This window comes from Massilia sp. TSP1-1-2 (assembly GCF_049896185.1).
Lineage (GTDB): Bacteria > Pseudomonadota > Gammaproteobacteria > Burkholderiales > Burkholderiaceae_D > Telluria_A.
In genome coordinates, this window is sequence record NZ_JAFCTU010000009.1 from 34,609 (window position 1) to 59,632 (window position 25,024).

General features: G+C 62.5%; 22 protein-coding genes and 2 pseudogenes. 11 read left to right on the forward strand and 13 right to left on the reverse strand.

Annotated features, from left to right (window positions below):
• Positions 1–21 precede the first annotated feature (21 nt).
• Complete coding sequence (locus tag ACP7BV_RS09790; protein WP_426103627.1) at positions 22–1,137, forward strand: glycosyltransferase family 9 protein; 1,116 nt, start codon at positions 22–24, stop codon at positions 1,135–1,137.
• 427 nt (positions 1,138–1,564) lie between these two features.
• On the opposite strand, the gene ACP7BV_RS09795 is transcribed toward ACP7BV_RS09790, so the two are convergent.
• From ACP7BV_RS09795 to ACP7BV_RS09810, 4 genes are all read right to left on the reverse strand, one after another.
• Positions 1,565–2,638 carry a glycosyltransferase family 9 protein gene (locus ACP7BV_RS09795; protein WP_426103628.1) on the reverse strand — a complete coding sequence of 358 codons (1,074 nt, stop codon included), beginning with the start codon at positions 2,636–2,638 and terminating at the stop codon, positions 1,565–1,567.
• Positions 2,635–3,447 carry a glycosyltransferase family 2 protein gene (locus ACP7BV_RS09800; protein WP_426103629.1) on the reverse strand — a complete coding sequence of 271 codons (813 nt, stop codon included), beginning with the start codon at positions 3,445–3,447 and terminating at the stop codon, positions 2,635–2,637. The genes ACP7BV_RS09795 and ACP7BV_RS09800 overlap by 4 nt, the downstream gene beginning before the upstream one ends.
• Positions 3,444–3,965 (reverse strand): DUF4254 domain-containing protein, encoded by a 522-nt coding sequence (locus tag ACP7BV_RS09805; protein ID WP_426103630.1) that lies wholly within the window; start codon positions 3,963–3,965, stop codon positions 3,444–3,446. The genes ACP7BV_RS09800 and ACP7BV_RS09805 overlap by 4 nt, the downstream gene beginning before the upstream one ends.
• A 620-nt stretch (positions 3,966–4,585) precedes the next feature.
• Complete coding sequence (locus ACP7BV_RS09810) at positions 4,586–5,062, reverse strand: hypothetical protein (RefSeq protein ID WP_426103767.1); 477 nt, start codon at positions 5,060–5,062, stop codon at positions 4,586–4,588.
• Positions 5,063–5,161: 99 nt separating this feature from the next.
• Between ACP7BV_RS09810 and ACP7BV_RS09815 the strand changes: the two are divergent.
• Positions 5,162–5,301, forward strand: a pseudogene (locus ACP7BV_RS09815) (transposase domain-containing protein); the annotation flags it as partial.
• A 113-nt stretch (positions 5,302–5,414) separates the two neighbouring features.
• Entirely contained in the window at positions 5,415–5,711 is a 297-nt protein-coding gene (locus ACP7BV_RS09820) for a hypothetical protein (protein ID WP_426103631.1), read from the forward strand.
• Here the strand turns inward: ACP7BV_RS09820 and ACP7BV_RS09825 are convergent.
• Complete coding sequence (locus tag ACP7BV_RS09825; RefSeq protein WP_426103632.1) at positions 5,708–10,873, reverse strand: AAA domain-containing protein; 5,166 nt, start codon at positions 10,871–10,873, stop codon at positions 5,708–5,710. The two genes, ACP7BV_RS09820 and ACP7BV_RS09825, sit on opposite strands and share 4 nt — an antisense overlap.
• Positions 10,870–12,045: a M48 family metalloprotease gene (locus tag ACP7BV_RS09830; protein ID WP_426103633.1), complete on the reverse strand. Its 1,176-nt coding sequence runs from the start codon at positions 12,043–12,045 to the stop codon at positions 10,870–10,872. The genes ACP7BV_RS09825 and ACP7BV_RS09830 overlap by 4 nt, the downstream gene beginning before the upstream one ends.
• Before the next feature lie 258 nt (positions 12,046–12,303).
• Here ACP7BV_RS09830 and ACP7BV_RS09835 point away from each other — a divergent pair, with 258 nt between their 5' ends.
• Positions 12,304–12,675 (forward strand): YbaN family protein, encoded by a 372-nt coding sequence (locus ACP7BV_RS09835; RefSeq protein ID WP_426103634.1) that lies wholly within the window; start codon positions 12,304–12,306, stop codon positions 12,673–12,675.
• Here the strand turns inward: ACP7BV_RS09835 and ACP7BV_RS09840 are convergent.
• Genes ACP7BV_RS09840 through ACP7BV_RS09860 form a run of 5 tightly spaced genes read right to left on the reverse strand, consistent with a single transcriptional unit; the run spans position 12,655 to position 17,385 of the window.
• Positions 12,655–13,707, reverse strand: coding sequence for a glycosyltransferase family 2 protein (locus tag ACP7BV_RS09840; protein ID WP_426103635.1), 1,053 nt, complete (start codon positions 13,705–13,707; stop codon positions 12,655–12,657). The two genes, ACP7BV_RS09835 and ACP7BV_RS09840, sit on opposite strands and share 21 nt — an antisense overlap.
• The gene (locus ACP7BV_RS09845) at positions 13,700–14,389 is read right to left on the reverse strand and encodes a class I SAM-dependent methyltransferase (protein WP_426103636.1); all 690 of its coding nucleotides are present in this window, start codon (positions 14,387–14,389) and stop codon (positions 13,700–13,702) included. The genes ACP7BV_RS09840 and ACP7BV_RS09845 overlap by 8 nt, the downstream gene beginning before the upstream one ends.
• Before the next feature lie 31 nt (positions 14,390–14,420).
• On the reverse strand, positions 14,421–14,828 hold the full coding sequence (locus tag ACP7BV_RS09850) for a GtrA family protein (RefSeq protein ID WP_426103637.1): 408 nt from the start codon (positions 14,826–14,828) through the stop codon (positions 14,421–14,423).
• Between the two features lie 10 nt (positions 14,829–14,838).
• Entirely contained in the window at positions 14,839–15,621 is a 783-nt protein-coding gene (locus tag ACP7BV_RS09855; protein ID WP_426103638.1) for a glycosyltransferase family 2 protein, read from the reverse strand.
• Positions 15,622–15,663: 42 nt separating this feature from the next.
• On the reverse strand, positions 15,664–17,385 hold the full coding sequence (locus tag ACP7BV_RS09860) for a hypothetical protein (protein ID WP_426103639.1): 1,722 nt from the start codon (positions 17,383–17,385) through the stop codon (positions 15,664–15,666).
• A 217-nt stretch (positions 17,386–17,602) separates the two neighbouring features.
• On the opposite strand from ACP7BV_RS09860, the gene ACP7BV_RS09865 reads away from it, so the two are divergent.
• The 6 genes and pseudogenes from ACP7BV_RS09865 to ACP7BV_RS09890 all read left to right on the forward strand — a co-directional run bounded on the left by ACP7BV_RS09865 (position 17,603) and on the right by ACP7BV_RS09890 (position 22,099).
• Entirely contained in the window at positions 17,603–18,217 is a 615-nt protein-coding gene (locus ACP7BV_RS09865; protein ID WP_426103760.1) for an OmpW/AlkL family protein, read from the forward strand.
• Between the two features lie 286 nt (positions 18,218–18,503).
• On the forward strand, positions 18,504–18,887 hold the full coding sequence (locus ACP7BV_RS09870) for a BlaI/MecI/CopY family transcriptional regulator (protein ID WP_426103640.1): 384 nt from the start codon (positions 18,504–18,506) through the stop codon (positions 18,885–18,887).
• Positions 18,888–18,949: 62 nt separating this feature from the next.
• Positions 18,950–19,759 (forward strand): annotated as a pseudogene (locus ACP7BV_RS09875) (M56 family metallopeptidase); the annotation flags it as partial.
• A 69-nt stretch (positions 19,760–19,828) separates the two neighbouring features.
• Positions 19,829–20,635, forward strand: coding sequence for a class D beta-lactamase (blaOXA, locus tag ACP7BV_RS09880; RefSeq protein ID WP_426103761.1), 807 nt, complete (start codon positions 19,829–19,831; stop codon positions 20,633–20,635).
• 35 nt (positions 20,636–20,670) lie between these two features.
• Entirely contained in the window at positions 20,671–21,834 is a 1,164-nt protein-coding gene (gene ampC / locus ACP7BV_RS09885; RefSeq protein WP_426103762.1) for a class C beta-lactamase, read from the forward strand.
• An 88-nt stretch (positions 21,835–21,922) separates the two neighbouring features.
• Positions 21,923–22,099: a hypothetical protein gene (locus tag ACP7BV_RS09890; protein ID WP_426103641.1), complete on the forward strand. Its 177-nt coding sequence runs from the start codon at positions 21,923–21,925 to the stop codon at positions 22,097–22,099.
• A gap of 228 nt (positions 22,100–22,327) precedes the next feature.
• Here the strand turns inward: ACP7BV_RS09890 and ACP7BV_RS09895 are convergent, their stop codons facing one another.
• Positions 22,328–23,095 carry a hypothetical protein gene (locus tag ACP7BV_RS09895; RefSeq protein WP_426103642.1) on the reverse strand — a complete coding sequence of 256 codons (768 nt, stop codon included), beginning with the start codon at positions 23,093–23,095 and terminating at the stop codon, positions 22,328–22,330.
• 349 nt (positions 23,096–23,444) lie between these two features.
• A complete protein-coding gene (ssb, locus tag ACP7BV_RS09900; RefSeq protein ID WP_426103643.1) occupies positions 23,445–23,936 on the reverse strand; it encodes a single-stranded DNA-binding protein in 492 nt (163 codons plus the stop codon).
• 232 nt (positions 23,937–24,168) lie between these two features.
• Between ssb and ACP7BV_RS09905 the strand changes: the two genes are divergently transcribed.
• A complete protein-coding gene (locus ACP7BV_RS09905; RefSeq protein ID WP_426103644.1) occupies positions 24,169–24,939 on the forward strand; it encodes a rhomboid family intramembrane serine protease in 771 nt (256 codons plus the stop codon).
• The last annotated feature ends 85 nt before the right edge of the window (positions 24,940–25,024 follow it).

Genomic DNA, 25,024 nt, shown 5'->3' on the forward strand with positions numbered 1-25,024 from the left:
GGCGCCGAAAGCGGCCGTCCAATGAGTGCACACACAGATTCAGGCACCACGTGGATTGACCAACACGCAGGCGCCACGCTTGCGGTGTTTCGCGCGCTGCAATTGGGCGACATGTTGTGCGCCATCCCGGCCTTGCGTGCCTTGCGCGCCGCGCTGCCGCAGACCCGGATCGCGCTGATCGGGCTGCCCTGGGCGGCGCAGTTCGCGGCGCGCTTTCCTCAATACATTGACGAATTTCTTGCCTTCCCCGGTCACGCAGCGTTTCCCGAACAAGCCGTCCAGCAGCACCTGCTCGCCGAGTTTTACGCATCCATGCGCGCACGCAGGTTTGACATGGCATTGCAAATGCATGGCAGCGGCGAATACAGCAACAACGTCACGCGTGCCTTTGGCGCCTGCGCCATGGCCGGCTACGGCGACGCGGCCAGCGTTGGCCGCGAACAGTTTCATCCCTACCCAGACGGCGGCGCGGAACCGTTGCGTCTGCTGGACCTGGTGGTTTTGTTAGGGGCGCCCGCACAAGGCGATCACCTTGAATTTCCCATCACCGACGCCGACGAACGCGAGCTTGGCGCAAGCGGGCTGTCCGACGGCCTGACGGCGGGCGGCTACGTCTGCATTCATCCTGGCGCGCGCATGCGCGACAAGTGCTGGCACCCTGCCCGCTTCGCCCAGGTTGCCGACCACATCGCCGCCGAGTTTGACGTGCAAATTGTCCTGACGGGTTCGGCGGACGAAGCACCGCTCACTGCTGCGGTTGCCAGCCGCATGCGTTACAAGGCGCTCGACGCCGCCGCGCCCATCTCGATCGGCGCCATGGCCGCCCTGATGAGCCGCGCGCGGCTGCTGATCTGCAACGATACTGGGGTGTCGCACATCGCCGCCGGCCTCAAGTTGCATAGCGTCGTCGTCTTCAGCAAAGCCGACATACGCCGCTGGGCGCCGCTCGACAAGCAGCGCCATCGCTGCCTGTGGGATCCCGAATGCGAGCGCGTGCGCGATGTCATCGACCATGCTTTCAGTCTGCTCAGCTTGCCTTCGTACCTTGATGACGCAGCCGCCGATAACCCCACAGCATTGACGCGGCAACACTCCACCCTTGGCGGTGACACTTGGCGAGAACGGCCATTGGGCTGATGTCGATTCGTGCTTCACGCTTTACTGGCGCGCCCAACTGGTGAGCGATCAAAATTGGTGCCGCTCCCGTACGTCCGGCGTAAATGGCGCTCGTTCTGTAAGTAGCGAGTTGCCAAGCTTGAGTGATAAATGCGAGTTGCAAGTTGCGAGTTGCCAGTTGCAATTTACCAGTTGCCAGGCTTGAGTGACGAATACGAGCCGCGAGTTGCCGGTTGCCACTTGCCACTTGCCACTTGCCACTTGCCACTTGCCAAGCATGAGTGACGAATGCCAGTTGGGGGTGGCGAGTTGCGAGGCTTGAGTGACGACTGACAGTTGCGAGGTGCGAGGTGCATCGTGAGGCTTGAGTTGCGTGTGCGAACGCGAGTTGCAAGCTGCGGATCGCACCGCCGACCGCGCTTCACCAGGCCGGTAATGCGTTAATGCATCACCGCGCAGCACGAAACAAATCAATCGCCAGCGCCGTCACCTCTTCGAGCGAGACATCATCGACAAAGCTTGCATCATGCTCGCAGCGCCTGGCCGTGTTTTCCATCCCGCATACAGAACAATGCACGCGCGTTGACAAGGCCGCACGGTGCGCGTGCTGGCACAAGGGCGCCGCCTCGATCAGGTTGGTGAACCAGTAGACGCCCACGCACGCCCTGTCCAGCGCCAAGGCCATGTGCAATGGCCCGGTGTCATTCGACACCAGCAACGTGGCACGCTCCAACAATCCACACAGCGCATTGAGCGAGGCCTTTCCGCTCAGGTTAATGGCCGGATAGCGCATCGCTTCAATGACTGCGCCGACGATTGCCGCTTCCGCAGCCGATCCGTTGATCGCCACCAGCGCCCCCTCTTCCACCAGCGCATCAGCCACTGCCGCAAAACGCGCCGCCGGCCAGCAACGGCGTGCATCGCTGGCGCCCGGCTGCACGATGACCAGCCGTTGCCCGGGCGACGCGGGCACCAGCTGCGCAGCGAGCTGCCGGTCGGTAAGGGTTGCTTGCAACTGCCGCTTCATGGGCCACGCTTTGGCGCCGGCCAGCGCCGCCACTTCCAGCAACTGCAAACGCTGGTTGACCATGGTGCGATACACGATGCAGCGGTCCAGCGGCGCCGCGTCCGCCGTCCGCATTCCCGCCGACAAGCGCGCGTTGAACTGCGCAAGCAGCGGATTGGCATGACGCCCACCGCCAAACATCTGCAAGGCCAAATCGAATTTTTCAGCACGCATGGCATCGAGAAAACCATCGGCAGCGGCGGCAGCGGCAGCGGCGGCGGCAGCGCCGGCCCCGCCAATGCCCGGCAGCGGCGGCACGACGGCCACCCGATCAACGGGACCTGGCCGCCCGGCAAGAAACTGGGCATGCCACGGCAAGCCCAGATAGACGATTTCGGCCTCGGGATAGCTTGATCGCAGCGCGTGCAATGCGGGCAGGCAGAACATGAAGTCGCCCACCGCGTTCGGCCGGAACACGGCAATCTTGCGCGCGTCGTGCAGGACGGGTACGCTCATTGCCACAGCATCTTTGGCGCATCGACCTCGCGGCGCGCAATCGTGGTTGGCAGCTCCATGTGATACGCCCCCGATGGAATGATCCCGCAGCCGCCGAACCTTGCCATCACGCGCAACTGGGCCAGCACGTCTTCGCCGCAATGTTCCGGCGGCAGCTCGCGCCAAAAGTCGAAGCCTCCCGCAGCGCGCAGCTTGTCGCTGTCAAAGAGCACGCAGCCGCCGACCCACGCCACCCGGTAGCAACGGGTTTCGCGGTGCTCCAGCGCCAGCCGCTGCTGCACGTGAAACAGGTTGGCAGCGCTATGCAAGTGATGGCGTTCCCACGCCGCCGTACCCGGCAAAATTCGCTCAGGCTCAACGCCTGCGTCCCACCACTCGATTTCCTGGTGCTGGGGACGCTGGTCGAACAGATAGCTTAATCCGTGCAAGGCACTGCCGACAAAGCCGCAATCTTTTTCGACCATGGCCTTGTGCAACCGTTCGAGCAGGTCCGGTTCGACGATGACGTCGTCGTCAAGGAACAGGCAGTAGGGCGCTTCGCTGCGTGACAGCAAAAAGGCGCGCTGCTCCGCCATGCCGCGGCGCGGCAAGTGGCGCAGCGCCTCCACGGCGATGTCGCGCGCGGCCAGATAACGCAGCACCGCGGCAACCTCGGCGCTGCCCAGGGCGCCCGGCATGTCGGACTGGTCCGAGATGATGATGCGAAAGCGGCGCATGGTTTGCGCCGACAGGGCCGCCAGGGTCACGGCCAGCGCGCACGCACGGTTGCAAGTAGGAATGAGCACGTCAATGGCGACGCCAGGGTTCATCGCGCCGATCCGGACGCCGAAGCCGCCCTTGCATACAAGTACGGATTCATGGAAGGATCGTTGTACATCTTGAACTGGCGGTACACCTTGAAATACGCCTGCCCGCTTTGCGCGTCGATCAGCAGCTGGTCAAGGCAGCATGCCAGGTCGTTGCGCTGCGCCGTGAGCCGTTGCAACTTGGCGCGGCAGGTATCGATATGGGCGGTGCTGGCGTCCGGACGCCGCGTCTGCTGGCGCATATGAAAGATTTTTAGCGCCAGGATGGACAACCGGTCGATCATGGCGCCCGCCGTTTCGCTAGACAGGCGCGCATCATCGTCGTGCCGCACCTCGGACAACTGCGCCAGAATGGCTTCGTCCATGGCTTCGACCGCGTCGTTGCGCAATTGGTTGTGGCGGTCGATCAGGCGCTTGCTGGCGGCAATCTCGGCCGGGTCGACGTCCAGCCGGCGCGCCCGATCTTCCTCATCCCAGAGCATGCTGTTAAAGCGGTGATTGGCGTCTATCCAGCGCCACACACCATTAAGTGCCGGGCCGATTGTTCCACCCAGCCATTCTTTGCGTGATAAATTTTCGTCATGAAACTCTACAATTAACAAGGCATCGAACTGCGTCAGCATGGCGTCCCCCGGGCATAGCGAGTGGCCGCAAGTGCGGCCTTACCCCAGTTTGAGAACGGATCAGTTCAACAAGTTCGCGCCCAGCCGGATGCAAGTTCGCGCCAGATCAAACTTGGGTGCGGAGAGTTACGGACGCACAAGTAGAGAAAATAGTCTGCTGTGCAAGCTAAAGGTAAGCGCGAATTTTTCCGCACACTGCGTATCTTGCCAAAGGAGCGGAACATAGGTGTCCACTGATTGGCGGTGGACACCGATGCAAGAGAGACGTGCCGACCCAGAGTTTCAGCTGGTAGTGACGTTTATGCGTCGTGACGGGCGACGCCGCTACGACGCGCAATCGAAGCGGTCCTTGGCGAGGGCGTGAGTGTAGCCCGGCGTTTCGCTGGCGGTCATCGCGGTCAAGCACGGCGTCAATGCCAAGCTGGTCGAGCAATCGATGGGACGTGACCTTTGAGAACTACCCTCCCGGGGCAACGCAGCGGTGGAAACACTACACGAAGCGGCAATGGCTCTCTGCTCTACATCAGCAGACGACAAGGAATGCTGTCATGAACTTCGGAGTTCCACGGCAAACACTTCGCGGGCGGCTGAAAGGCACAGATAAAATTGGGTTCGTCGATCCGTGGCGAACCATTGCGGCGCGAACGCGTGAGACGGTGGCCAACAATGGCGGGCGCCAACAGGCCCGTGCCGATACCTGAAGTACAAGGACAAGGGAGCAGATTTAGCGCATGGGGTCGCTGCAGCAGCGCCACGTCGACCGGTTTTTCCGGGATCACTATCGAACGATAGGGTGTGGCAGAGGCGAACAACGCGATAGCAAGGCCAAGATGCAGGACCGCAACGAGGCAAACCCGGGCGGCTTTTCCGCGTAGTTGAGAAAAATCAGCCGGAATAGACCTCGCAAACATCGTTGCCACCGCCTTTCTATTTGATGGCACTAATATATGCCATCCCATAGCAAAACAAAAGGAAATGTTGGCGATGGCTCGCACTGGATGTCAACACACCCATACGCGCCTGCGCATTTTGCCCACCACGTAAGACAGGAAATTGCGCATCCTGTTGAGATAGCCTCCAGATTCACCGGACACACCTGTCGAGCGTGCGGCGTCGAGCCGTATGCCTATCTGCGCCATGTGCTAACCGAATTGCCGGGCCGGCCAGCGATGACCATGTTCGCGACCTACTGCCGTTCAACTATGCAGCCGTCACGGACCAACTGCAAGCATAGGACGCTGGCAAGGTGCAGCGAAATTAGCGCTTACAGCTAAAGTAATAAGCAAACCTGTCGTTACAACATTATGTTCAGCCTCGATGTATACGACTCGTATACCGTTTATTTGTATGTTACCCGTAAAAATTGACAGCTATTTTGACAAGCCGCCGCCGCACCAGTCCAAACTGGGGCCCGGCCGCCTTCGTCCTGCCTCCCCCCAGCCGCCTAAACTTGTTGCTGTGCAAGGCGTCGCGCCCGATGAAGATCGCCGCGTCAGCAACCGCAGAACGAGCGAGCGGCGCGAAAAGGAACAAGCCTTGTTCCTCGACACGCGCACTGCGCACACCCGCCGGCGCAACCCCGGCCGCCGCGCCGAGGACCAGCTTGCCCCCGAAGCGCGCAAGACCATTTCGATCAAGGCTTAGGCAGCAGGGCCCGCGTCGGGCGTGGCGCCCGCTGCCAGCAGCAGGCGCGCCATCACCGCATCCGGTGCTTCCACCCAGTCCTTGCTAAAGACGCGCTCCAGGTTCCAGCCGGCGCCGGTCATCAGACCGGGCTGCTGCAGGTAGCGTTCAAGCAAATCGACCGTCTCGTAATGGCTGTCGGTATCGACCAGGATGCCAAGGCGATACACTGCATCGCCCTCCTTGCGCACGCCCAGGTCGCAGCGCAAGCCCGATTGTCCGATATTGCTGTCGACCAGGAAACCGTGCGCTTCCAAAGCGGCCCGCACCTGCGCCACCACCGGATGCGCGGCCGGCCGGACTTGCGCCCGGCGCTGGCCGCCCAGTAAGTCAATCACCTGGCGGGCGCCGGCTTCGTCGCCCACGGAACTGAGCTCGGCAAACTGCAGGTAGGACTTGAGCGCAAAGGCGCCCGGGTTGTAGTCGTTCTTGATATCCGTATGCTTGATGCTACTGACCAGGAACATGTGCCGCTTGGCCCGGGAGAACACCACGTTCAAGCGCTTTTCGCCGCCCGCGCGGTTGATCGGCCCGAAATTCATCAGCATCTTGCGCTCGCGATCGTAGCCGTAGCACACGCTCATGATGATCAGGTCGCGCTCGTCGCCCTGCACGTTTTCCAGGTTCTTGATGAACAGGCCGCAAAATTGTCCGTCTTCCTCACGCTCATAGGCGGCGTCCAGCAGCGTTGAAAACGCCTTGTCGGCGCGCGCCAGCGCCAGCAGCGCTTGCTCGATTTCATCTTGCTGCGCTTCCGAAAACGCCACCACGCCCAGCGAGAGCTTGCTGCCGCCCACCAGCAGCGCGCGCACCAGGCTGGCGATGTAGGCCGCTTCGGCCGCGTTGCGCCGCTCGCCATACAGGCCGCCCGGCACGTGATGAAAACTGATCGGGCGCGCCAGTGCCTGTGCCAGCGCCGGGCCGGCCGCAGTGGCGGCGTCGGTGCCCACCACGATCGGCTCGGCCGGATGGTTCAAGGCGTGGTCCGGAATGGTCAGCAGGCGGCCGTCATAAAAGCGGTGGTTGGAAAACGTGATCAGCGCCTCCGAGCGGCTGCGGTAATGCCACTCGAGCATGGTCGACGGCAGGCTGCGCGCCGCCTGCGTCAGAAAGCTGTCGCTCGACAGGTCGGCCAGCATCTCCTCGTCGTCAATCTCGCCCGGGTCGGCATGGCCGCCGAAAAAATTGGTCGGCGGGAGCTGCATTTCGTCGCCCACGATGATCACCTGGCCGCTGCGGTACAGCGATGGAATCGCCTCCTCCACCGGGATCTGGCTGGCCTCATCGAAAATGACGACATCGAAGTAGTCGGTCTCCAGCGGCAGCGTGTCCGAGATCGACAAAGGGCTCATCATCCATACTGGCTTCAAGTCGCGCACCACCAGGCCCGACTCGCCTGACGCCAGCTCGCGAATCGCCTTGTAGCGCATCACCTTTGAAAATTCATTCTCGACTTCGCGCCGGCCTTCCGTGTAGCGCTTCTTGAAGTCCTTGCCGCCTTCGTCCAGGTGAGCCGCGTTCTTGTTGGCCAGCGCCACGCGCGCCAGAAAGGCGTTGCGGCGCCGCTCCAGTATCACTTGCGCGTTCAAGGCATGCAGCTGGCGCACATGGCTTGATAAACGCGCGCACAACTGGTCGATTTGCTCGCCCGTCTGGCGGGCAAAGGCACTGTCGTCACGGTACACGCGGCCAAGCGCGGCGCGCGCCAGCGCCAGTTCCAGCGACAGGCCGGCATGCGGCCACGCGCGCGCCGCCTGCGCAAAGGCGGGCGGCGCCGCGGCCAGCGTTTGCAGATTGGCTACGATCAGCGGCAGCCAGGATGCGTCTTCCTGCATCGCCTGCAGTTCGGCGTGCACCTGGTCGATGCCGTATTCACCCACGCCGGATACGGCCGCGTCAATCGCGTGCAAGGCCGCCTCGCCCAGGTTGGCCAGCGCCAGCAGCGCCCCAGTGTCGGCAAAGGCCCGGTTGGCCACGTCATGCTGGAACATGATCAGCGCCGACGACAGGTTGGCATTGTGCGCGTGGATCTGCTCCACCTGCGCGGCGAACGCGTCCACATCGTCCACCTGCCATTCGCTTTCGATCTGCGCGTGCGTGGCCGCCAGCGCTTCCTGCGCCTGGTAGTCCTGCTGCAGCCATTGCAGGCAGTCGCTCCAGCGCGGCATAACTGCAGTAGGCGCCGCGCTGTAGTGCGACTTGAACAGCGCGCGCAGCTGCCACCAGGCGGGCTTGACGAACGCATACCACTGCGTCTCGAGCTGCCCGGCCTGGACAAGCGCAATGGCCGTCTCGTGCGCTGACGGACGGCGCGTCCAGCCGGCGCTCTTGACGGCGGCTGCCGCTGCCGCTTCCTGCTGCTTGCGCCAGGTTTTGCGCAGCGTGGCAAAGGCCGCGCTGCGCGGCTGTTGCGGGTCGAGCAGTTCGGGCAGCTGGCGCTGCAGCAGCGGCGCGATGGCGCGCAGGTAGTCGGCCAGGCGCCGGATGCGGTCGACGCTGGACCACAGCGTTACAGGCAATGCCTGCAGCTGCTGGTGCAACTGACCAAGCAGCGGCAACGCTTCGGTCGCAGCCGCGCGCGCCGCCTTGGCCGGGTTGTCGCTCGCGAGCACGTGCGCGCCCAGCAGACGCACGGCGTGCCGCGCCAGCACCGGGTCCGCGCCCGCTTCGCGCAGCCGCTCCCCGATCGCCAGAAAGTTGGCGCCGTGCGCCAGCCAGGCGCTGTAGTCGGGCAGCGCATCGGCGTCCCCCGGCGCCAGCTCGAACTGCACGCCCAGTATGGCAATGCGCTTGTAGAGCGCGCGCAGCGCCATGCCCGCCTCAGGCGGCGCGTCGTTCATGCGATGCGAAAAATCGGCCAGCAGCGCTTCTTCAAGGCGCACTTGCGCCAGCAGGTCGGTGCGCTGCGTTTCGTAGTGCTGCGGATCGGCCAGCGGCGCCATCCACCCTTCGTAGCAAGCCTTCAGATCCTTCACAAAGGACTTCTTGTCGCCCTGCGAATCGTGAATCAGCGCGCACAGCTGTTCCAGCCCCTGCTGCTGCAGCCGGTGGTACACAACGTCGATCGCCGCGCGCTTTTCACACACAAACATCACGCGCTTGCCGCGCGCGACAAAGTCGGCGATCAGGTTGGTGATGGTCTGCGATTTGCCGGTGCCGGGCGGCCCCTGGATGATCATGCTTTCGCCGTCGCGCGCACGCACGATGGCGCGCGCCTGGGTCGGGTCTTGCGGCACCACGGTGAACTGTTCGGCCAGGTCGGTGGGCGCGGCGGCGTCCGTAAACTGGCGGCGCGGCGTGAGCGCAAAAATGCCGTCGAACGAGGGGCTGGGCAAGTCGTCCTGCAGCACCGCATTGTAGTCGCGCACCAGCGACATCTTGCGGTAATTGAAGTTACCGAGCGTGATGGCGCACAGGTCGAATTCCCAGTCGTACGGGGTGCCGGCACGCTCCTGGTCGAAGGCGTAGGTCTGCTGCTCGATGACGTCGTAGTCGGGCGCCACGCACAGCTGGGCCTCAGACGTGTCAGACGCCTCGGGCGCGCTCATGAACATCGCGCGCGGCTTGCCCGCAATGCTTGACAAGGGCGCCGGCTGGGGTTCCACCTGGTCCAGAAACAGCTGGATGCCAAGCGGGTGGTAGGCGCCGTTCGCGTAGCTGTATTCAAAGTCGCCATGGCTGCGCCGCGCCACCCCGCTCATGGTTTTTTTGCGGCGCTTCTCGTACTGGTCCAGGCGCATCCGGGCCTGGCGCCGGATCATCTGGATTTGCGGACGCGCGATCTTGTGCAGCGTGATGCCCGGCTCCGAACGGCGCACCTGGCGCTCCATGTCGGCATGCAGCGCGTCGAGCGCGTCGCCGTCAAGGTCAATCGTTTCGGGCAGCTCCATGCCGTACACCTGGCGCAGCACGTGGCGCAATACGGGATTGACCTCGGCCACCGAGCTTGTCGCCTGCAGCAAATAGGTATCGCGCACGCCCTTTTTGCGGCTGAGGGTGACCGGCAGCAGCAGCAGCGGCGTGGTGATCCGCTCGTCCTTGTCTTCCTTGAAGTTATGCCACCTGAACATGCATACCGCCATGCGCAGCTGCGAGAAACCGTATTCAGCCTGGTCGCGCTGCGCCGTGGCGCGGATCGCGTCAAGCTGCGCCGGCAAAAATGGCAGGTCTTCGAAGCGCAGGTATTTTTGCAGCGGGATCGCCGTTTCGCTGCACACCTGGCGCGCCAGGTCGGCATGCCAGTAAAACAGGGCATTCTCGGTGATGTTGCGCACGTCGAGCATCAGCGGAAATGAGCCAACCGTCATGTTCAGCGTTTGCTGCGACGGCTTGAAGTGCAGCATGCGGTTGCGGCGCGAGACTTCGAACAGGCGGTCGCGCAGGTGCGTTTGCAGCTGACGCGTGCGCTCGTCGGGCGCGGCGGCCGCGCCCAGCGGCAGGTCGGTGTCCAGGTCGAGCAGGCGGTAGTTGCGCAGCGAGTGAATCACCTCGTTCAAATCCGGCTCGCGCGTGTGGCGCGACAGCTCCGTCATGCGCACGATCAGGCGCGCCCAGACGGGATTCATGCGCGTGCTGAGCGCGAACAGATTGCCGCGATGGGCGACAAAGCGCGCCAAGTCCGCTTCGTCGGACAGATTGAGCCGGCAGGCCACGCTGGCCAAAATCAGGCCCAGTACAAAGATGTCGGTGAGTCCATCGTGATGGCCGCAGCTGTGCTCCCACGAGACGTAACCGGGCAGGTACAGGGGCGCGGCCGGCAGCTCGCCCGCATGCTCGGCGTCGGCGTCGCTGGAAAACAGGTCGCGCGTGAGGTTGTCGTCGGCGAACAGGCGGCGCGTGACGTTGAGCGTCACCAGTTCATCGACCTTGTCGAGCTTCGATTGGGCCAGCACGGGTTCGCGCGCCAGTGCGTTTTCAAACCACAGCTGGTTGTAGTCAAAGCGCAGCACCGCCACCCCTTCCAGCGGCGCCACGCGGTTTTGCGCGTGCAGCGCGGCGACCTGCTCGAACAGGGGCAGCACCCAGCCTTGCAAGTCTTCGGTCTGGGGATAGTCGGAAAGGGTGGCGAGAAAGTCGAAGAACGATTTTCCGGCGGGAGCGGTCGGGTTGAGCGGTTCAGTCATGGTGCAATTGAGGTAGTGGCTCGTGCGAGCAGGTCGTCGCGCGCAGCTTTCAGCTTGGTCAGCGCGGCCTTCTTGATGCCGGTTTCCTTGAGCAGCAAGGCGTCAAAGGTCTCGCCAATGCCCAGGTGGTCGGCCATGCGCAGCGCGCCGGCGAGCGGCAAGTCGTCCAGCGACGGGTCGACGCATGCGAAGTCCAGCAGGACGAATGAGAAAAATTCGCTCAGCTGGTGCCCCGGCGGCAGCGCGCACGCGCCGTTCGCCGTAGCTTCGCCCGGCTGGAAGTCGGCGTAATAGCGGCGCGCCAGGGCCAGCACGCTGTCGCTGGCGAACCAGGCAGGCGCGAGCAATTGCGCCAGTACGCGGCGCGTAAGCCGGTGCAGTTCGAGCTGATCCAGGATATCGAGCCGGTTCAGGTTGAGCGGACCGGCCAGCAGGAGCGCGAGCGCGGCGTCGATGCCTTCGGCGCCGTCGGCATGCAGCGCCAGCGCCCGCGTGCGGATGAAGTTTTGCGGGTGGCCTGCCTGCTCGCCTGCCACGCTGTCGTGCGCGAGGATGCGCTCGGCCTGCTGCAGGTAGCTGTCAAGGTGCACGGTTGGTGCGCCGGTCTGGATCTTGACCAGGCTGGCGACGCACGGGCCGATGTCGCGACACAGCGCATAGGCGCCGCGGTCGGCATAGATTTCCGTGTATTGCTGGTAGCGGATCGCGGTGCTGGCCCAGACCCCGGGCGGCGACTCTTCCAGTGCCAGGCGCTCGAGGATGCGGCTGGCGATCCAGTAGCGCTGGCCGTCGCGCTGCCACAGCAGGTAGTGCGCCAGTTCGTGGCCGAGCACGGCGTCGATCTCGGCGCCGTTCAGCATACCCAGCACGGCGCCCTGGAAAATGATGTGGGCTTCGCCCGGCGCGGTGTAGACGGCAACATTGGCGAACCCGCCGTCATTCGACTGGTACAGCGAAATCGCCGGCGTGATCCCCAGCGCCTGCGCGGCGCGCGCGGCGGCAGCGTGCAGTTCGGGATGGGCTTTAAGGCTGAGCTGGTAGGTCGTTTTCAGCAGGTGCAGGCGCACTTGCTGCAGGTCGTCCTGGGTCGATAAGGCTCCCCAGCGCCACAGGTCGGGCTCGCGCGCCGAGAGGTAGTTGCAGACGTCGGCGTGGTAGGTGGTCGCTTCCAAGTTAATGAGGTCCTGTGGTGTAGGCGGGCGGGCGCGCGGTGGGAAGAATCGGAAGCCAGGATCGGAAGCCAGAATCATAACGCACGGCAGCACGAAACACCGTGGATGGGGCCGCGATTCGTGTGCAAACGCGTGAAACGTTTTACACTTCTGCAACCCTTGCCACATTGTTGGAATGAACATGCGTACTTTCACAGCCGGCCCGATCACTTCCTCTGTAACCCGCCCCCTTCCCGCCCTCACGCAAGACAGGCGCTGGTGAAAATCGTCCTGACCACTGTCGGCATCCTGGCCATCGTGCTTGGCGTGATCGGAATCTTCGTCCCCCTGCTGCCGACGACGCCCTTTCTTTTGCTGGCCGCAGCGTGCTTCGCGCGCAGCAACAAGGACATGCACAACTGGCTGTTGAACCACCGGCTGTTTGGCAGCTACCTGCGCAACTACGAGGAAGGCCGCGGCATTCCTTTCAGGGCCAAGGTGCTGGCGCTGGTCTTGATGTGGAGCTCGCTCGCGTACGCGGCGTGGCGCTACGAGTCGCTCTGGCTGCGCCTGCTGATCGTGAGCACAGGCGCCGCCGTCAGCATGTTCTTGCTGCGCCTGCCAACGTCGTCAGGGCCGCCGTCCGATTGAGTCGGCAGTGCGATCCGGCGCCGCCGCGCGGTCAGCCTTGCGCCGCCCGCCGCGCGGCGGTGGCGGCATGTTCGGCTGCGTGACCCTGTCGATCACGTAGCGGGGGCGCGACTTGACCTCGTCGACGATCTTGCCGAGATAGGCGCCGATCACGCCGATCGCCAGGATCTGAATTCCCCCGAGCATCATGATGGGCAAGACCGTGGACGCCCAGCCCGGCACAATATCATCGGTGAACAATTTCCCCCACAGCACATAGGCCGATGCCGCCATGGCGCCGGCGAACACCAGAAAACCGGTGACCGTGATCATTTGCAGCGGCACGGTTGAGAACGACGTGATCGCCTGCAGCGCGAGCTTGAGCATTTTACTGAGCGGATACTTCGATTCCCCGGCAAAGCGCTCCTTCCTCGCGTACTCGACCGTGGTGGTGCGAAAACCGAGCAGCGGTATGATGCCGCGAAGGTAAAGGTTCACTTCGCGGTATTCGCGCAAGGCTTCCACGGCGCAGCGCGCCATCAGCCTGAAATCGGCGTGGTTGTGCACCAGTTCCACACCAAAAAACGCCAGCAGCCGATAAAAAAACGAGGCGCTGCGGCGCTTGAACACGGTATCGGTGGAACGGTCCGCGCGCACGCCGTAGACGATGTCGTAGCCGTCCAGGTAGCGCTCGACCATGGTGTCGATCGCATTGATATCGTCCTGCAAGTCGGCGTCGATGGTTACGACGGCGTCGCCATCGGCCGCGAGCAGCCCGGCCAGCACGGCGTTCTGATGGCCCCGGTTGCGCGACAGGCTCAGGCCGGCCACCCTGCTGCGGGTGCGCGCCTCGTGTTCGATCAGCGACCAGGTGGCGTCGGCGCTGCCGTCATCGACGAAAATGATGCCACTGTCGGCGCCGATCATGCCCTTGCCGATCAGGCGCTCGAGCACGGCGTCGAACTGGCGCGCCGCTTCCGGCAGCACGTCTTGCTCGTTGTAGCAGGGCACGACGATGTGCAGCCTGGTGCGATTGGCGATGGCGTCATTCATAAGGTGAACTGGGTGAACTGGGTGAACCGGGTGAACTGGGTGAACTGGGTGAACTGGTGACGGTGGTGGCCGAAGGCGCCGCGCTGAAGGTTGCATACTCGGCCCGGATGCTGTCGCGCCAGACCAGCTGAACGTTGGTCAGCTGCAGGTAAAACCGCAGCATGATATTGATTGCCACCGGCGGAAAGGCGCTCAAGAACGACTTGCGGTCGGTGAACATCAGGGACCCCGATTTGGCGCCGAACGCGCACAGCCACTTGTGAATGACATCGTTGTTCCTGACGAACAGATCGGCGCTGTAGTTGGGCACTTCAATATAGCCGGCTTTGGCGATGCGGGAAAACTCCGCGCAGACGCGCACCGGATCGTCGAGATGCTCGAGGACGTGGCTGCAGATGATGAAATCGAATTGCTTTTCCTTGAACGGATAGGGAAACTGGTTCAGGTTCAGGTCGTGGAAGGGCAGCGTCTTGGCGCCGCTCGCCACCTTGAAGCCGCCGCGCTGCACGTCGTCGCTCTGCGCGAAATCGACCAGGACGTTGGCGTACTTGTTCGCAAAATGGCCGCAGCCAAAGTCACCGATGACCAACATGTCGTCGCTGAGATTGGCCCGGATGATCTTGTTCCTCTTGCGGGTCAACAGCTTTTGCATCACATACAAAAACAGCATTTGCATACGCATCCCATTCTGTGGCGTGTGAATCGAAGACAATCTACCGGTCCTGGTCGGGCGGCGCGGGTGCATGGAACACGAAAGCGCGGTTCAACAGGAACGACACCGGTATCGTGATCGCCGCCGCGATGGCGCCGGCCAGGTAATCATTGACGATGGTCCTGGCCAGCGCCTGGATGCCCAGGCTGCAGGCGAACAGGGCCAGCGAAATCAAGGTGAAGCGCAAAAAGCGATGGTCTCCCGGATGGTCGAAAACGTAAGCGCCGTGCAGCTTGAATCCCATCAGCATTCCCACTGTGTAGGCGGCCAGGGTGGCGATCGTGTAATGGCATCCCATCCGGATAAACAGGGCGAAGACCGCGTACGAGGCCAGCGTATTGAGAAACCCGACCATTGAAAAGCGCACCAGGCGCAAGAAGGTGCGGTAAATTGTTGCGGATACTACCACGGGCACACTCCTATAAAGTCCGGTACAGGATGGAACGCAGCACCCCGTTGAGGTGCGAGCGCAGCTTTCCGTACGCGACCAGTGCGCCATGGCCGCGCAGCACGCCTTGGGCCAGGCGGTCGAGGAACAGGGAAAACTGGCGTCCCTGGCGCTTGCCGATCGCCGCGCTCCACTGGCCGGGCGAGACGCGGAACGCGGCCAGCGCCGCATCGCTGTACCAGGCCGGTCCCTGCGCCATCAGGCGCAGCCAATAATCGAGGTCGACCATATACGCGATCGATGCATCGAACCGGCCCGCAGCGGCAGCGCTGCTGGCGCGCATCAGCACCGCGCTCGGCTCGCCGATGATGTTGGTGCCCTGGCGCGCGCAGCGGCGCGCCACCGCATCGAGCGCGACCAGGCCGTCGTCCAGGCCCGCGCCCCGGCTCAGCATTTTTTTGCCGTCCGGACCGATGATATCGCGCCGACAAAAGGCCAGCACCGCTTGCGGATGGCGCTCCAGCGCGTCGACCTGCGCGGCCAGGCAACCGGGCAGCAGCAAGTCGTCCTGGTGGAACAGCTTGACGTACTTGCCGCGCGCCGCGCCCAGCGCCCGGTTCCAGTTCCCTTCCGGCCCCAGGTTGCACGCATTGCGTTCGAGGATAACGCGCGCATCGCCGATCTGCTGCAGCCGCTCCCAACTGCCATCGGTCGAGCAATCGTCGAAGATCCGTAGTTCCAGATTTGCATAGCCCTGTTCCAGCACGGAGCGTATGGCCAGCTCCAGATAGGCGCCGCCATTGTAGATGGGCATGCAGATCGAGACGAGCGGAAGGCAGGCTTGGGCGCGCATGGGTCAGTAGAAATTGATGAACAAGCGATCATGATAGCCAGGGCCGATGGCCGGCAGCGTGGCCAGGCGCGGGCCGACCCACACCACGGCCGGACGCACGCCAGGCGGCGCTGCGATGCTGACGCTGCCCACGGCAAGTTCCACCGGTTCTTGCGCGACCGGTTTGTTGGCGACCAGCGCGCCGCGCAGTGGCAGCAATCGCCCCTGTTCGGACTGCATCACCAGATAGCGGCCGGGGTGCAGCACCGTGTAATTACCCCCGCCGGGCGCGAGTACGCCGCCCAGCAGCCAGAAATCATCGCTCAGCGCAATGTAGCGCTGCTCGATGAATTGCCAGCCAGTGTCGGGAAGCATATTGGTCCGGTAGCTGCGGATGATGACCGAGGCCGGGTGGGCGTTCAGCATCGAGGCCACCGAGGCGATGCTGCCATTGGCAAAGGCGGCCTTGTTGAGCGTATGGTTGTACCAGTTGTAGCCGATGCTTGCGCGCGTGGGCAGCATGCCGATGGCGTCGTAGACGCGGTCCTTGCGCGCATCGGTCAGCGCTTCGGCGGCGGCCATCAAGGTTTGTTGCCGCTCGTTGGTGTAGGCGAAGTGCCTGCGGGTGGCGTCGGCAAAAGGAAGCACCTGCCACAGCAGCAGCACGCCAAACAGGGCCGCGCCCGCATGGCGCCAACCCCAGTCAAAGGCGACCAGCGGCGCGCCGAAGCGAAACGCGAGCAGATAGGCGAACGGCACCAGGTTCACCAGGTTATAAGGGAAAGGCGTCGGATTGATCAGCAGTGCGCCATAGCTGCCTAGCGTGAGCAAGGCCTCGGGCAGCAGGCCGTCCCAGGTGAGCGCAGCGCGCCGTTCACGGCACAGCGTGACCACAACCCAGCACAGGGCCATGGCCACCAGTTCGCGCAGCAGCGGAACCTGGCGCGGCAATCGCCCCAGCGCCATCTCGGGATCCATCCGGACGGCGGCAGCGCCACTGGCCGCGCCCGCCTGCAAGCCGGCCAGGAACACCGGCCACGCGCCCGACACCAGATAGGCCGCCGCCACCGCCACGGCCCCACCAGCCGCGCCCAGCAGCCAAGCGCCCAGCAGGGGCGCGCGGGCTTGCCCGTGGGCAGGCGGGGGCAGCACCAGGAAAGCCAGGCTGAGCGGGGCTACATAAACGATTGCCTTCAAGCTCAGGAACGGCATGCACACCGACAGCACGCCAAGGCCGACGTACGACCAGCGCCCGCGCGGCGCGGTGCGGCCCAGCCACCACATGAGCAGCAGGCCGGTGAGGATCAGGTTGTCGTGCCGGATTTCAAACCCGTAATCCCACAAGGGCGCCAGCGTGGCCGCGCCAAACAGGGCTGCGACGCCGGCGAAGGACGTCAGCTTGCGGCCGGTATTAAGTGCCAGCAAATAGATGTTAAGCACGAACACGCCCAGGAACAGCAGGCGCGCCGACGTGAATATCTTGAATGATTCCTCCTGCGCGCTCACCAGCGCCGACATCGGTCCCAGCATCCACAGCAGCGCATTGGAAAAATAGAGATCGCTTTGGTGCGTGGCCACGACATGCGTCATGAACAGGTTTTGCGCTTCGTCGACCTGGAAAATGCGGTGCAAGGCAAGGTAGGCCGCCGCGCCGGCCAAGGCCAGCAGCGAGAGCAGCATTGCGCCCGTCATCCATCGTAGTTTGTTCGCCGACGTCATTTTTCCACCCTGAGGCACGACCCACATTATTACTTTCTTGGCGGTAATGAGGAAGCGAAACTTGTCGGGAGGGAGTGGGACAGGCTTGCGGGCAACAAAACCCGCCTCGCAGCGGCCTTGCGCGATGTGATACATGTTTTCATGCGTTATCAAAAATTTTGACACACATCAAGGATTTAGTTGAGCTACATCAATAAGCTGTAGCACATACCAACAAGCAACAACCCACAACTAGGAAAACATGATGATCAAGCGCTCCCTTATTGCAATTACCCTCAGCCTGCTCGGTGCGATCGGCACGAGCGCCCATGCGCAAGACGGCGACTGGCTGGTCCGGGTGCGCGCCGCCCACCTCAATCCGGCCGACAAATCCACACCGATCGCCGGCGTCGGCGCGTCCGACCGCATTTCGGTGTCGAACAAGACCATTCCCGAACTCGACATCAGTTACTTCTTTACGCCGCATCTGGCCGCCGAACTGGTGCTGACCTACCCGCAAGAACATGACGTGTTCATCGACGGCGCGCTGGCCGGCAGCTTCAAGCACCTGCCGCCAACGCTGCTCGGTCAGTACCACTTCGATGCGATCGGCCAGTTCACGCCTTACGTGGGCGTCGGCGTCAACTTCACGCGCATTTCCAGCGTGAACTTGTTAGATGGCGCAGGGGACCTGGAAAGCCACAGCGTCGGACTGGCCTTGCAGGCTGGTATCGACTATAAAATCAATGAAAAATGGTCACTCAACCTGGACGTCAAGCGCGTCAATATTCGCAGCGACGTGATCGTTGCTGGCACCACCGTGAGCAAGCTCAAGGTTGATCCGACGATGGTAGCGCTGGGCGTTGGCTACCGCTTCTAAAGCAAGCGCAGTCCCGGCCGAGGAAACAAAAAGCCCTGCAAGTGAATAAGTTGCAGGGCTTTTTTACGCCTGCGCTGCGGCGATAACAATCATCAGCGAGGCACAGGCAGGAGTGATCGCTATCTTGCTTTGGAAGTTTTGCAGGAACTAATGGAAACCACATCCTGAAAAAATGAATGGACCATCTTCATCTCATCGCCAGACGTAGAAAAATCCCACATCGCCTGTTGACTTGGATGTGACAGTTGTCGCACAATATTGGCAACTGTCGCACGCGGAGCAAACCATGGCAATTCCCTCGATTTCTGAACTGACCTTGCTGAAGTCGCTCTGGCGACAGCAACCGCTCAGCGCGCGCGAAATCCATGATCAGGTAGCTGACGAACTTGGCTGGTCGTTTTCGTCCACCCGCAAGACGCTCGAGCGCATGCTCGACAAGGGTTCGGTGCGCCGGTTGGCCGTGCACGGCGTCCAGGTGTACGAGGCAGCGCTCGACAAGGTCGACACCCTGGCCGCGTTCGCGCATGACTTCGGCAAGCGCGTCATGGAGCTGGACACGCCCCTGCCCGTGACCATGTTCACAGGCAGCAAACTGGTAGACGACGCCGAGCTCGCGCAACTGGAACAGCTTCTCAACGACTGGCCCGAAGGCGGCGACGAAGCGAAATGAGCGCCATCGACTTGCTTGGTTTGCGCTTCCTGTTAGCCAGTGGCGGCTGTCTCGCCGCCGGGATGGGCGTGTGGGCACTGACCGCGCTGTGCCATCGCCTGGCCGATTCATCCGCGCACCGTTCCCTGTGGATGCTGGGCCAGTTGACTGTGGTGGCGGTCTTCCTGGTCATCCTGCTGCCGCACAGCGAACGGCTGCGGCTGGTGCCGGCGATCGACATCGACAGTACAACAGCGTTCGCGCCGGTCCCGGTTGCCGCTGCCTCAGGGCCGCTTGCCGGCGCCGCGCCTGCCGTGCAAAAACCGCAAGATCCGGCCCGCGCCATGCTCGCCAATGCCGCGCGCGCATGGTTGCTGATCTACCTGGCCGGACTTGGCCATGTGCTCATCGCCCTGCTGCGGGCGCGGCGCATGCTGCACTGCCTGGCCGCCGCCGGATCTCCTGCCCCAGCGCTGCCGCACGCGCCCGGGCTGGCCGTCATCGAAGTGGACGCGCCCATCTCGCCCATGCTGTTTGGCCTGTTCAGGCCGCGCCTGCTCTTGCCGCAGCACCTGCGCAGCTTCGCTTCGGCACAGCAGCAATTGATCGTCGAACATGAGCTGACCCATTGGCGGCGGCGCGACCTGCAATGGATGTGCGCCGGCATCGTCCTTCAAACCCTGTTCTGGTTTAATCCCTTCATGCGCATGCTGCGCGAAAACCTGTCCTGGGCCCAGGAGCTCGGTTGCGACCGCGAGGTGTTGCGCGGCCGCTCGCGCTCCGAGCGCAAGGATTATGCGGCGGCGCTCGTGGCGCAGCTGACACTGCAGCGCCATGCCGCGAGCGCCGCCCTGGCCTTTGGCGGCGTCAGCCCCAGTTCGCTGTCGGAGCGGATCGCGCTCATCCGTACGCCAGCCGCCCCCGCCCGCGGCCGCTGGGCACGCCTGGCCGCGATCGGCGGCATGGCCGGCGTCGTCATGGGCAGCCTTGCGTTCCAGCCTGCGCTCGCCCGGCATGACGAGGCCGCGCAGCTGTTCGCTTGCACGGAAATGGCGGACGCGGACAGTGGCCAGCGGCTGGCCGACGAAGGCCGGTGCGACGAGCGCGTGACACCAGCATCGACCTTCAATATCGTCGTCAGCCTGATGGGCTATGACAGCGGCATCCTGCGCGACGAACATGCCCCGGCATTGTCATTCAAGCCCGGCTACGCCGGCGATATCCCATCCTGGCGCGCGGAAACTGACCCCACGAGCTGGCTCAAGAATTCCGTGCTGTGGTACGCCCAGCAAGTGACCGCGCAACTAGGCCAGGCGCGCTTGCAGTCCTATGTGACGCGCTTCGGCTATGGCAATCGCGATGTGTCCGGAGACCCCGGCAAGGATAACGGCCTGACGATGTCGTGGGTCGCTTCAAGCCTGAAAATTTCGCCGGTGGAACAGGTGGCTTTCCTGAGAAATATGCTCAATCGGCGACTTCCCGTGAGCGCAAACGCGCTCGACATGACAGCTCGCATCATGCCGCGCGTGATGCTGGCCAATGGCTGGGAAGTCCACGGCAAAACCGGTACCGCAAGCCCGGTCCTGCCAAATGGCAAGGATGACGAAATGCACCAGTACGGCTGGTATGTCGGCTGGGCCAAGAAGGGACAGCGCACCGTGGTTTTTGCCCGCCTCGTGCTCGACCGGCGCCAGGAAAACAGCGCCGCAGGGCCGCGCGCCAAAGCGGCATTCTTGTCCGATCTGGCAGGGCGCCTCGACACCCTCTGATCAACATTTTGCAAAAAGGAACTCACTTGATCATCTTGTCAAAAAGCCTCAAACGCACGGCAACAGTCCTTGTCACGTCCTGCTTGTTGTCCGCACCCGGCTGGGCGGCAGAGGCCCCGGCCAAGCTGCGGGCCATGGTCGACACGGCGATCCATCCCCTGATGGCAGAGCACGGCGTGCCCGGCATGGCGGTCGGCATCACGATCGACGGCCAGGCCTATGTCTTCAACTACGGCGTCGCCTCGAAAGAAAGCAGGGCGCCGGTAGACGCGGCAACGCTGTTCGAACTCGGCTCCATCAGCAAGACCTTGACGGCCACCCTGGCGACTTACGCACAAGGGCTGGGCAAGCTGTCGCTCGATGAGCACCCGAGCACGTACATGGCGCAGTTGAAGGGAAGCGCCATCGACAAGGCCAGCCTGCTCCATCTCGGCACCTTTACAGCTGGCGGGCTGCCGCTGCAGTTTCCCGACAGCGTCACCGACGCCACCATGGCAGACTATTTTCAGCATTGGAAGCCGGACGCGGCACCTGGCGTTCAGCGCCGCTATTCCAACGCGAGCCTGGGCTTGTTCGGGCACCTCGCCGCACTGGCCCTGAAGGCCGACTTTGCCGACGCCATGGAACGGCAGCTGTTTCCCCAGCTCGGTTTGAAGAATACCTATTTCCAGATGCCGGCCAGCGAAATGGGCCGTTACGCATGGGGGTACAACAAGGAGAGCAAGCCGGTCCGGATGAACCCCGGCGTGCTGGCCAGGCAAAACTATGGCTTGACGTCGACCGCGGCCGACATGATCCGCTTCGTGCAGGCGAACATCGATCCTGCGGGCCTGCCAAAACCGATGCAGCGTGCGCTCGCGGGCACGCACGTGGGCTACTTCAAGTCCGGCGCCATGGTGCAGGGCCTCGGATGGGAGCAGTATCCCTACCCCGTCACCTTGGATGACCTGTTAAGCGGAAACGCGTACGACATGATCATGGATCCGAACCCGGCGCTACGGCTGGAGCGGCCACACGCGGCGGCCACTCCGACCTTGTTCAACAAGACGGGCTCGACGGATGGCTTCGGCAATTACATCGTCTTCGTACCGCAGAAAAAAATCGGCATCGTGCTGCTCTCGAACAGGAACTACCCGATTCCGGCCCGCGTCAAGGCAGCTCATGCGATCCTCGTCCAGCTCGCGCTCATGGCCAAATAAAGCGCGACCGCGCACGCGCCCGATTCGTTCCCCCATCCGTTTGAGCGCATCGGCGCCGCATCCGGCGCCAGCGGGCACACTGGCCCGCATGAGCACTTACCGCATGAGCACTTACCGCAATAACCGCGTGCCCGGCCAAGCCTATTTGTTCACGGTACGTCTGTTCGATCCCGACAGCAACCTGCTGATCGAACACATCCCGGCCTTCGGCGAAGCGATCCGCCAGGCGCGCAGCAAGGGTCGGCCTGTCGGCTTACCTGGATGACCCAGAGCTATCGATCGACACGAACCACCTCGAGCGCGCTCCCTGCAAATGATCCGATGAGTAAAAAGAACCGGCTGTTCAACTGGGCTGAGTTGGGCGCCAAGCACATCGGCAGTGTGCAAAGCCTGCTGGCGACTTGCCGGCTGCAGGACATCAACCCCCAGCAGTCAAGGGTATCAAGAACTACCTGGATGCGCTCAGCAGTCAGGTCAGGGGCGCGAGTCTTCTTCATTTCTTCGGCTTCCCTTCGCGATGTTCAATGACATTGAGGACGTCAGTGGACTGGTTTGACGTCGCGGTAATCAGGAAGGCGTTTGCTACGCTGAGCCGCACACGCGCCCCGACTGGAACCGCAGGGTCTTCCATAATTGAAAGCAGAAAGTTCATTCGCTCCAATGTCCTCGTCTGGTGCGCCACCCAGTTGTCGGCGCCATACTCCTCAACGTCCAGAGCTTCCCGCGCTTGGTTCAAAAGGTACTCGGTCTCGCTTTTGAGCGAGCGAAGATTTGCGGTCTTGTGATCTTCGCCCTTGACGCACTCCTGCTCCTCGCAATTGATGCAGTCCCGATATAGCTGACATGGCTCGCTTGCGAAATTGTGCGTGCACCAGCCATAGTTTGTAGTGTGGGCGGCGACGAGTCCTATTCCCTTGAACGCGCTGCGCAGGATCAGTTCTCTCGAGCCAGCAGCAGGAACGATGTTTGCTGTGAAGCCCGCTTTAAGAGCTTGGCTGATGGGTGCCTGTACCTCGTCCGAATTCATGTGGTCGTACGCCCGGTTATGTCGGACATCTTTGCGGCCCGCAAAAATCGCAATCTCAGCGCTGCTGAGTCCGCCCATTTCAGCAAGCATGCTGAGGTAGTGCCGCAAGCTGTGGCTCACGAGATCGATAGGCGAGCCATCGTCTTCCGTGTAGCCAAATCGTTCAAAGATGGACTCTTGTGCCACCCTGCCATAGAAATTGGTGATCTTGTTCGAGTCGACGCAGCAGAACATACAAAAGTAGGTCGCTGTTTTAGCATGGGTCTCGTTAGCCCCCTGTGTCAGACTACTTGTCGGGTGTGTTTTTTGAACAAATTATGTCCTGATCTTGGTTGTTGTGGTGGAATTTAGGGTTCGTTCTTGTGCTTTATTTCTAACATCATAATGCCATCAGATTATGAAATACTTTGCACCGACTGCCTTTGGACACTTTGCCTGCAATGGTTGCCAGCGATCTACTACATTGAAGGAAACTTGTCGTCGTCAGACGCGCCAACAGTTCTTGAAGTGTCGCGGATAAAGAAAAAGCCTGTTCTCCTCTCGGAAAACAGGCTTCAATCAACAAAAAACACACATTCCCGATTTAAAACGGAATGTCGTCATCCATATCCGAGAAATTCGGCGCCGGTTTCGGCGCCGGACGCGCCGCTGGCGCTGGCGGCGCCTGGCGTTGCGGTGCCTGACGCTGCGGCGGGGCATCGTAGCCGCCTTCATCCATATCGCCGTCGCCGCCCATGCCCTGGCGTCCGCCCAGCATTTGCATGGTTTCAGCGATGATGTCGGTTGCGTACTTCTCGACGCCGTCCTTGTCGGTATACTTGCGCGTCTGCAGGCGGCCTTCGACGTAGACCGAGGAACCTTTTTTCAGGTACTGGCCGACGATTTCAGCCAGGCGGCCAAAGAACGAGATACGGTGCCATTCGGTCAGCTCTTTTTGCTCGCCGGTGTTCTTGTCTTTCGACTTGTACGAGGTGGCCACAGCGATGTTGGCGATAGCGTCACCGCTTGGCATGTAGCGAATCTCAGGATCGCGCCCCAGGTTGCCGACGATGATGACTTTGTTGACTGATGCCATGTATAACTCCTGTAGGACCGCAGTTGTCACCGCGGCACAATAATTTTTTCCCAGACGATGATTATAAGCCAGCCATCCCCAATTGAGGGCGGGTAATGAACACTCCCGACGCCGTCGCCGGACAACTTTCCCCGTCCAGAGCGACACGAATGATAACATTGCAACAATAATAGGCATGGCCGTCCGTACTGGCGGCGCTGCTGCCACCAAGCAATTTTTTTACGAAGGCACCATGAATTCTGCTCAACCGGCGCGCTACGCTCCCCCCGTCTTTCTCGTCTTTCTCGGACTCAACATTGTCCTGTTCGCCATCCAGCTGTTGCAAGGCATCGACCCGATGTCGCCCGACACGGTCGGAATGATCCGCTGGGGCGCCAACCTTGCGCCGCTGACACTGACGGGCGAACCATGGCGCCTGCTCTCAAGCATGTTCCTGCACTTTGGCTTGATTCACCTGGCGCTGAACTGCTACATGCTGCTGATGCTTGGCGGTATCGTCGAGCGCGAATTCGGTTCCGCCCGCTTTGCGCTGATCTATCTGCTGTCCGGCTTGTTCGGCAGCCTGGCCAGCGCGCTGTGGTACACCAGCTTCAAGGTCTCGGCCGGTGCGTCCGGCGCGCTGATGGGTATTGCCGGCGCCTGCCTTGCTCACGCACTGATCGCCTGGCTGCGCAAGGAACAAAGCGAGGCGGTTCGCCTCACCGGCCCGCTCACCCAGACCATCGGCATCAACCTGGTGCTGGGCGCGCTCAACCCGGCCGTGGACAACGCTTGCCACGTTGGCGGCCTGCTCGCCGGCGCGCTGATCGGCGCTGTGTTCACCGTCACCCGTTTCGAGCACAGCGCAGCCAAGCGCGCCGCCGCGGCCGCCATTGTGTCCGTTGCCGCCCTTGCACTGCTGTACGTGACAGTCAGCCGGCCGCCATCGCCAGAGCTGGTGCAGTTGAAGCTGCAACTGCAAGCAGAGCTGGACGGGAAACCGCCTATGGCAGAAGCGCCCTGAGGAGAGCAAACGCGTGCGGCCGTTTGCCTGAAGCACGAATACTGGTATTATATACAGTACTCAACCTCACGTTTTCCTGACCAGG

Bases quoted from the DNA above. Each gene is read 5' to 3' on its own strand.
- ACP7BV_RS09790 (WP_426103627.1), top strand. From the start codon at position 22: ATGAGTGCACACACAGATTCAGGCACCACGTGGATTGACCAACACGCA.
- ACP7BV_RS09795 (WP_426103628.1), bottom strand. From the start codon at position 2,638: ATGAGCGTACCCGTCCTGCACGACGCGCGCAAGATTGCCGTGTTCCGG.
- ACP7BV_RS09800 (WP_426103629.1), bottom strand. From the start codon at position 3,447: ATGAACCCTGGCGTCGCCATTGACGTGCTCATTCCTACTTGCAACCGT.
- ACP7BV_RS09820 (WP_426103631.1), top strand. From the start codon at position 5,415: ATGTTACCCGTAAAAATTGACAGCTATTTTGACAAGCCGCCGCCGCAC.
- ACP7BV_RS09825 (WP_426103632.1), bottom strand. From the start codon at position 10,873: ATGACTGAACCGCTCAACCCGACCGCTCCCGCCGGAAAATCGTTCTTC.
- ACP7BV_RS09840 (WP_426103635.1), bottom strand. From the start codon at position 13,707: ATGAATGACGCCATCGCCAATCGCACCAGGCTGCACATCGTCGTGCCC.
- ACP7BV_RS09845 (WP_426103636.1), bottom strand. From the start codon at position 14,389: ATGCGTATGCAAATGCTGTTTTTGTATGTGATGCAAAAGCTGTTGACC.
- ACP7BV_RS09855 (WP_426103638.1), bottom strand. From the start codon at position 15,621: ATGCCCATCTACAATGGCGGCGCCTATCTGGAGCTGGCCATACGCTCC.
- ACP7BV_RS09860 (WP_426103639.1), bottom strand. From the start codon at position 17,385: ATGTGGGTCGTGCCTCAGGGTGGAAAAATGACGTCGGCGAACAAACTA.
- ACP7BV_RS09865 (WP_426103760.1), top strand. From the start codon at position 17,603: ATGATCAAGCGCTCCCTTATTGCAATTACCCTCAGCCTGCTCGGTGCG.
- ACP7BV_RS09870 (WP_426103640.1), top strand. From the start codon at position 18,504: ATGGCAATTCCCTCGATTTCTGAACTGACCTTGCTGAAGTCGCTCTGG.
- blaOXA (WP_426103761.1), top strand. From the start codon at position 19,829: ATGGCCGGCGTCGTCATGGGCAGCCTTGCGTTCCAGCCTGCGCTCGCC.
- ACP7BV_RS09890 (WP_426103641.1), top strand. From the start codon at position 21,923: ATGAGCACTTACCGCATGAGCACTTACCGCAATAACCGCGTGCCCGGC.
- ACP7BV_RS09895 (WP_426103642.1), bottom strand. From the start codon at position 23,095: ATGTTCTGCTGCGTCGACTCGAACAAGATCACCAATTTCTATGGCAGG.
- ssb (WP_426103643.1), bottom strand. From the start codon at position 23,936: ATGGCATCAGTCAACAAAGTCATCATCGTCGGCAACCTGGGGCGCGAT.
- ACP7BV_RS09905 (WP_426103644.1), top strand. From the start codon at position 24,169: ATGAATTCTGCTCAACCGGCGCGCTACGCTCCCCCCGTCTTTCTCGTC.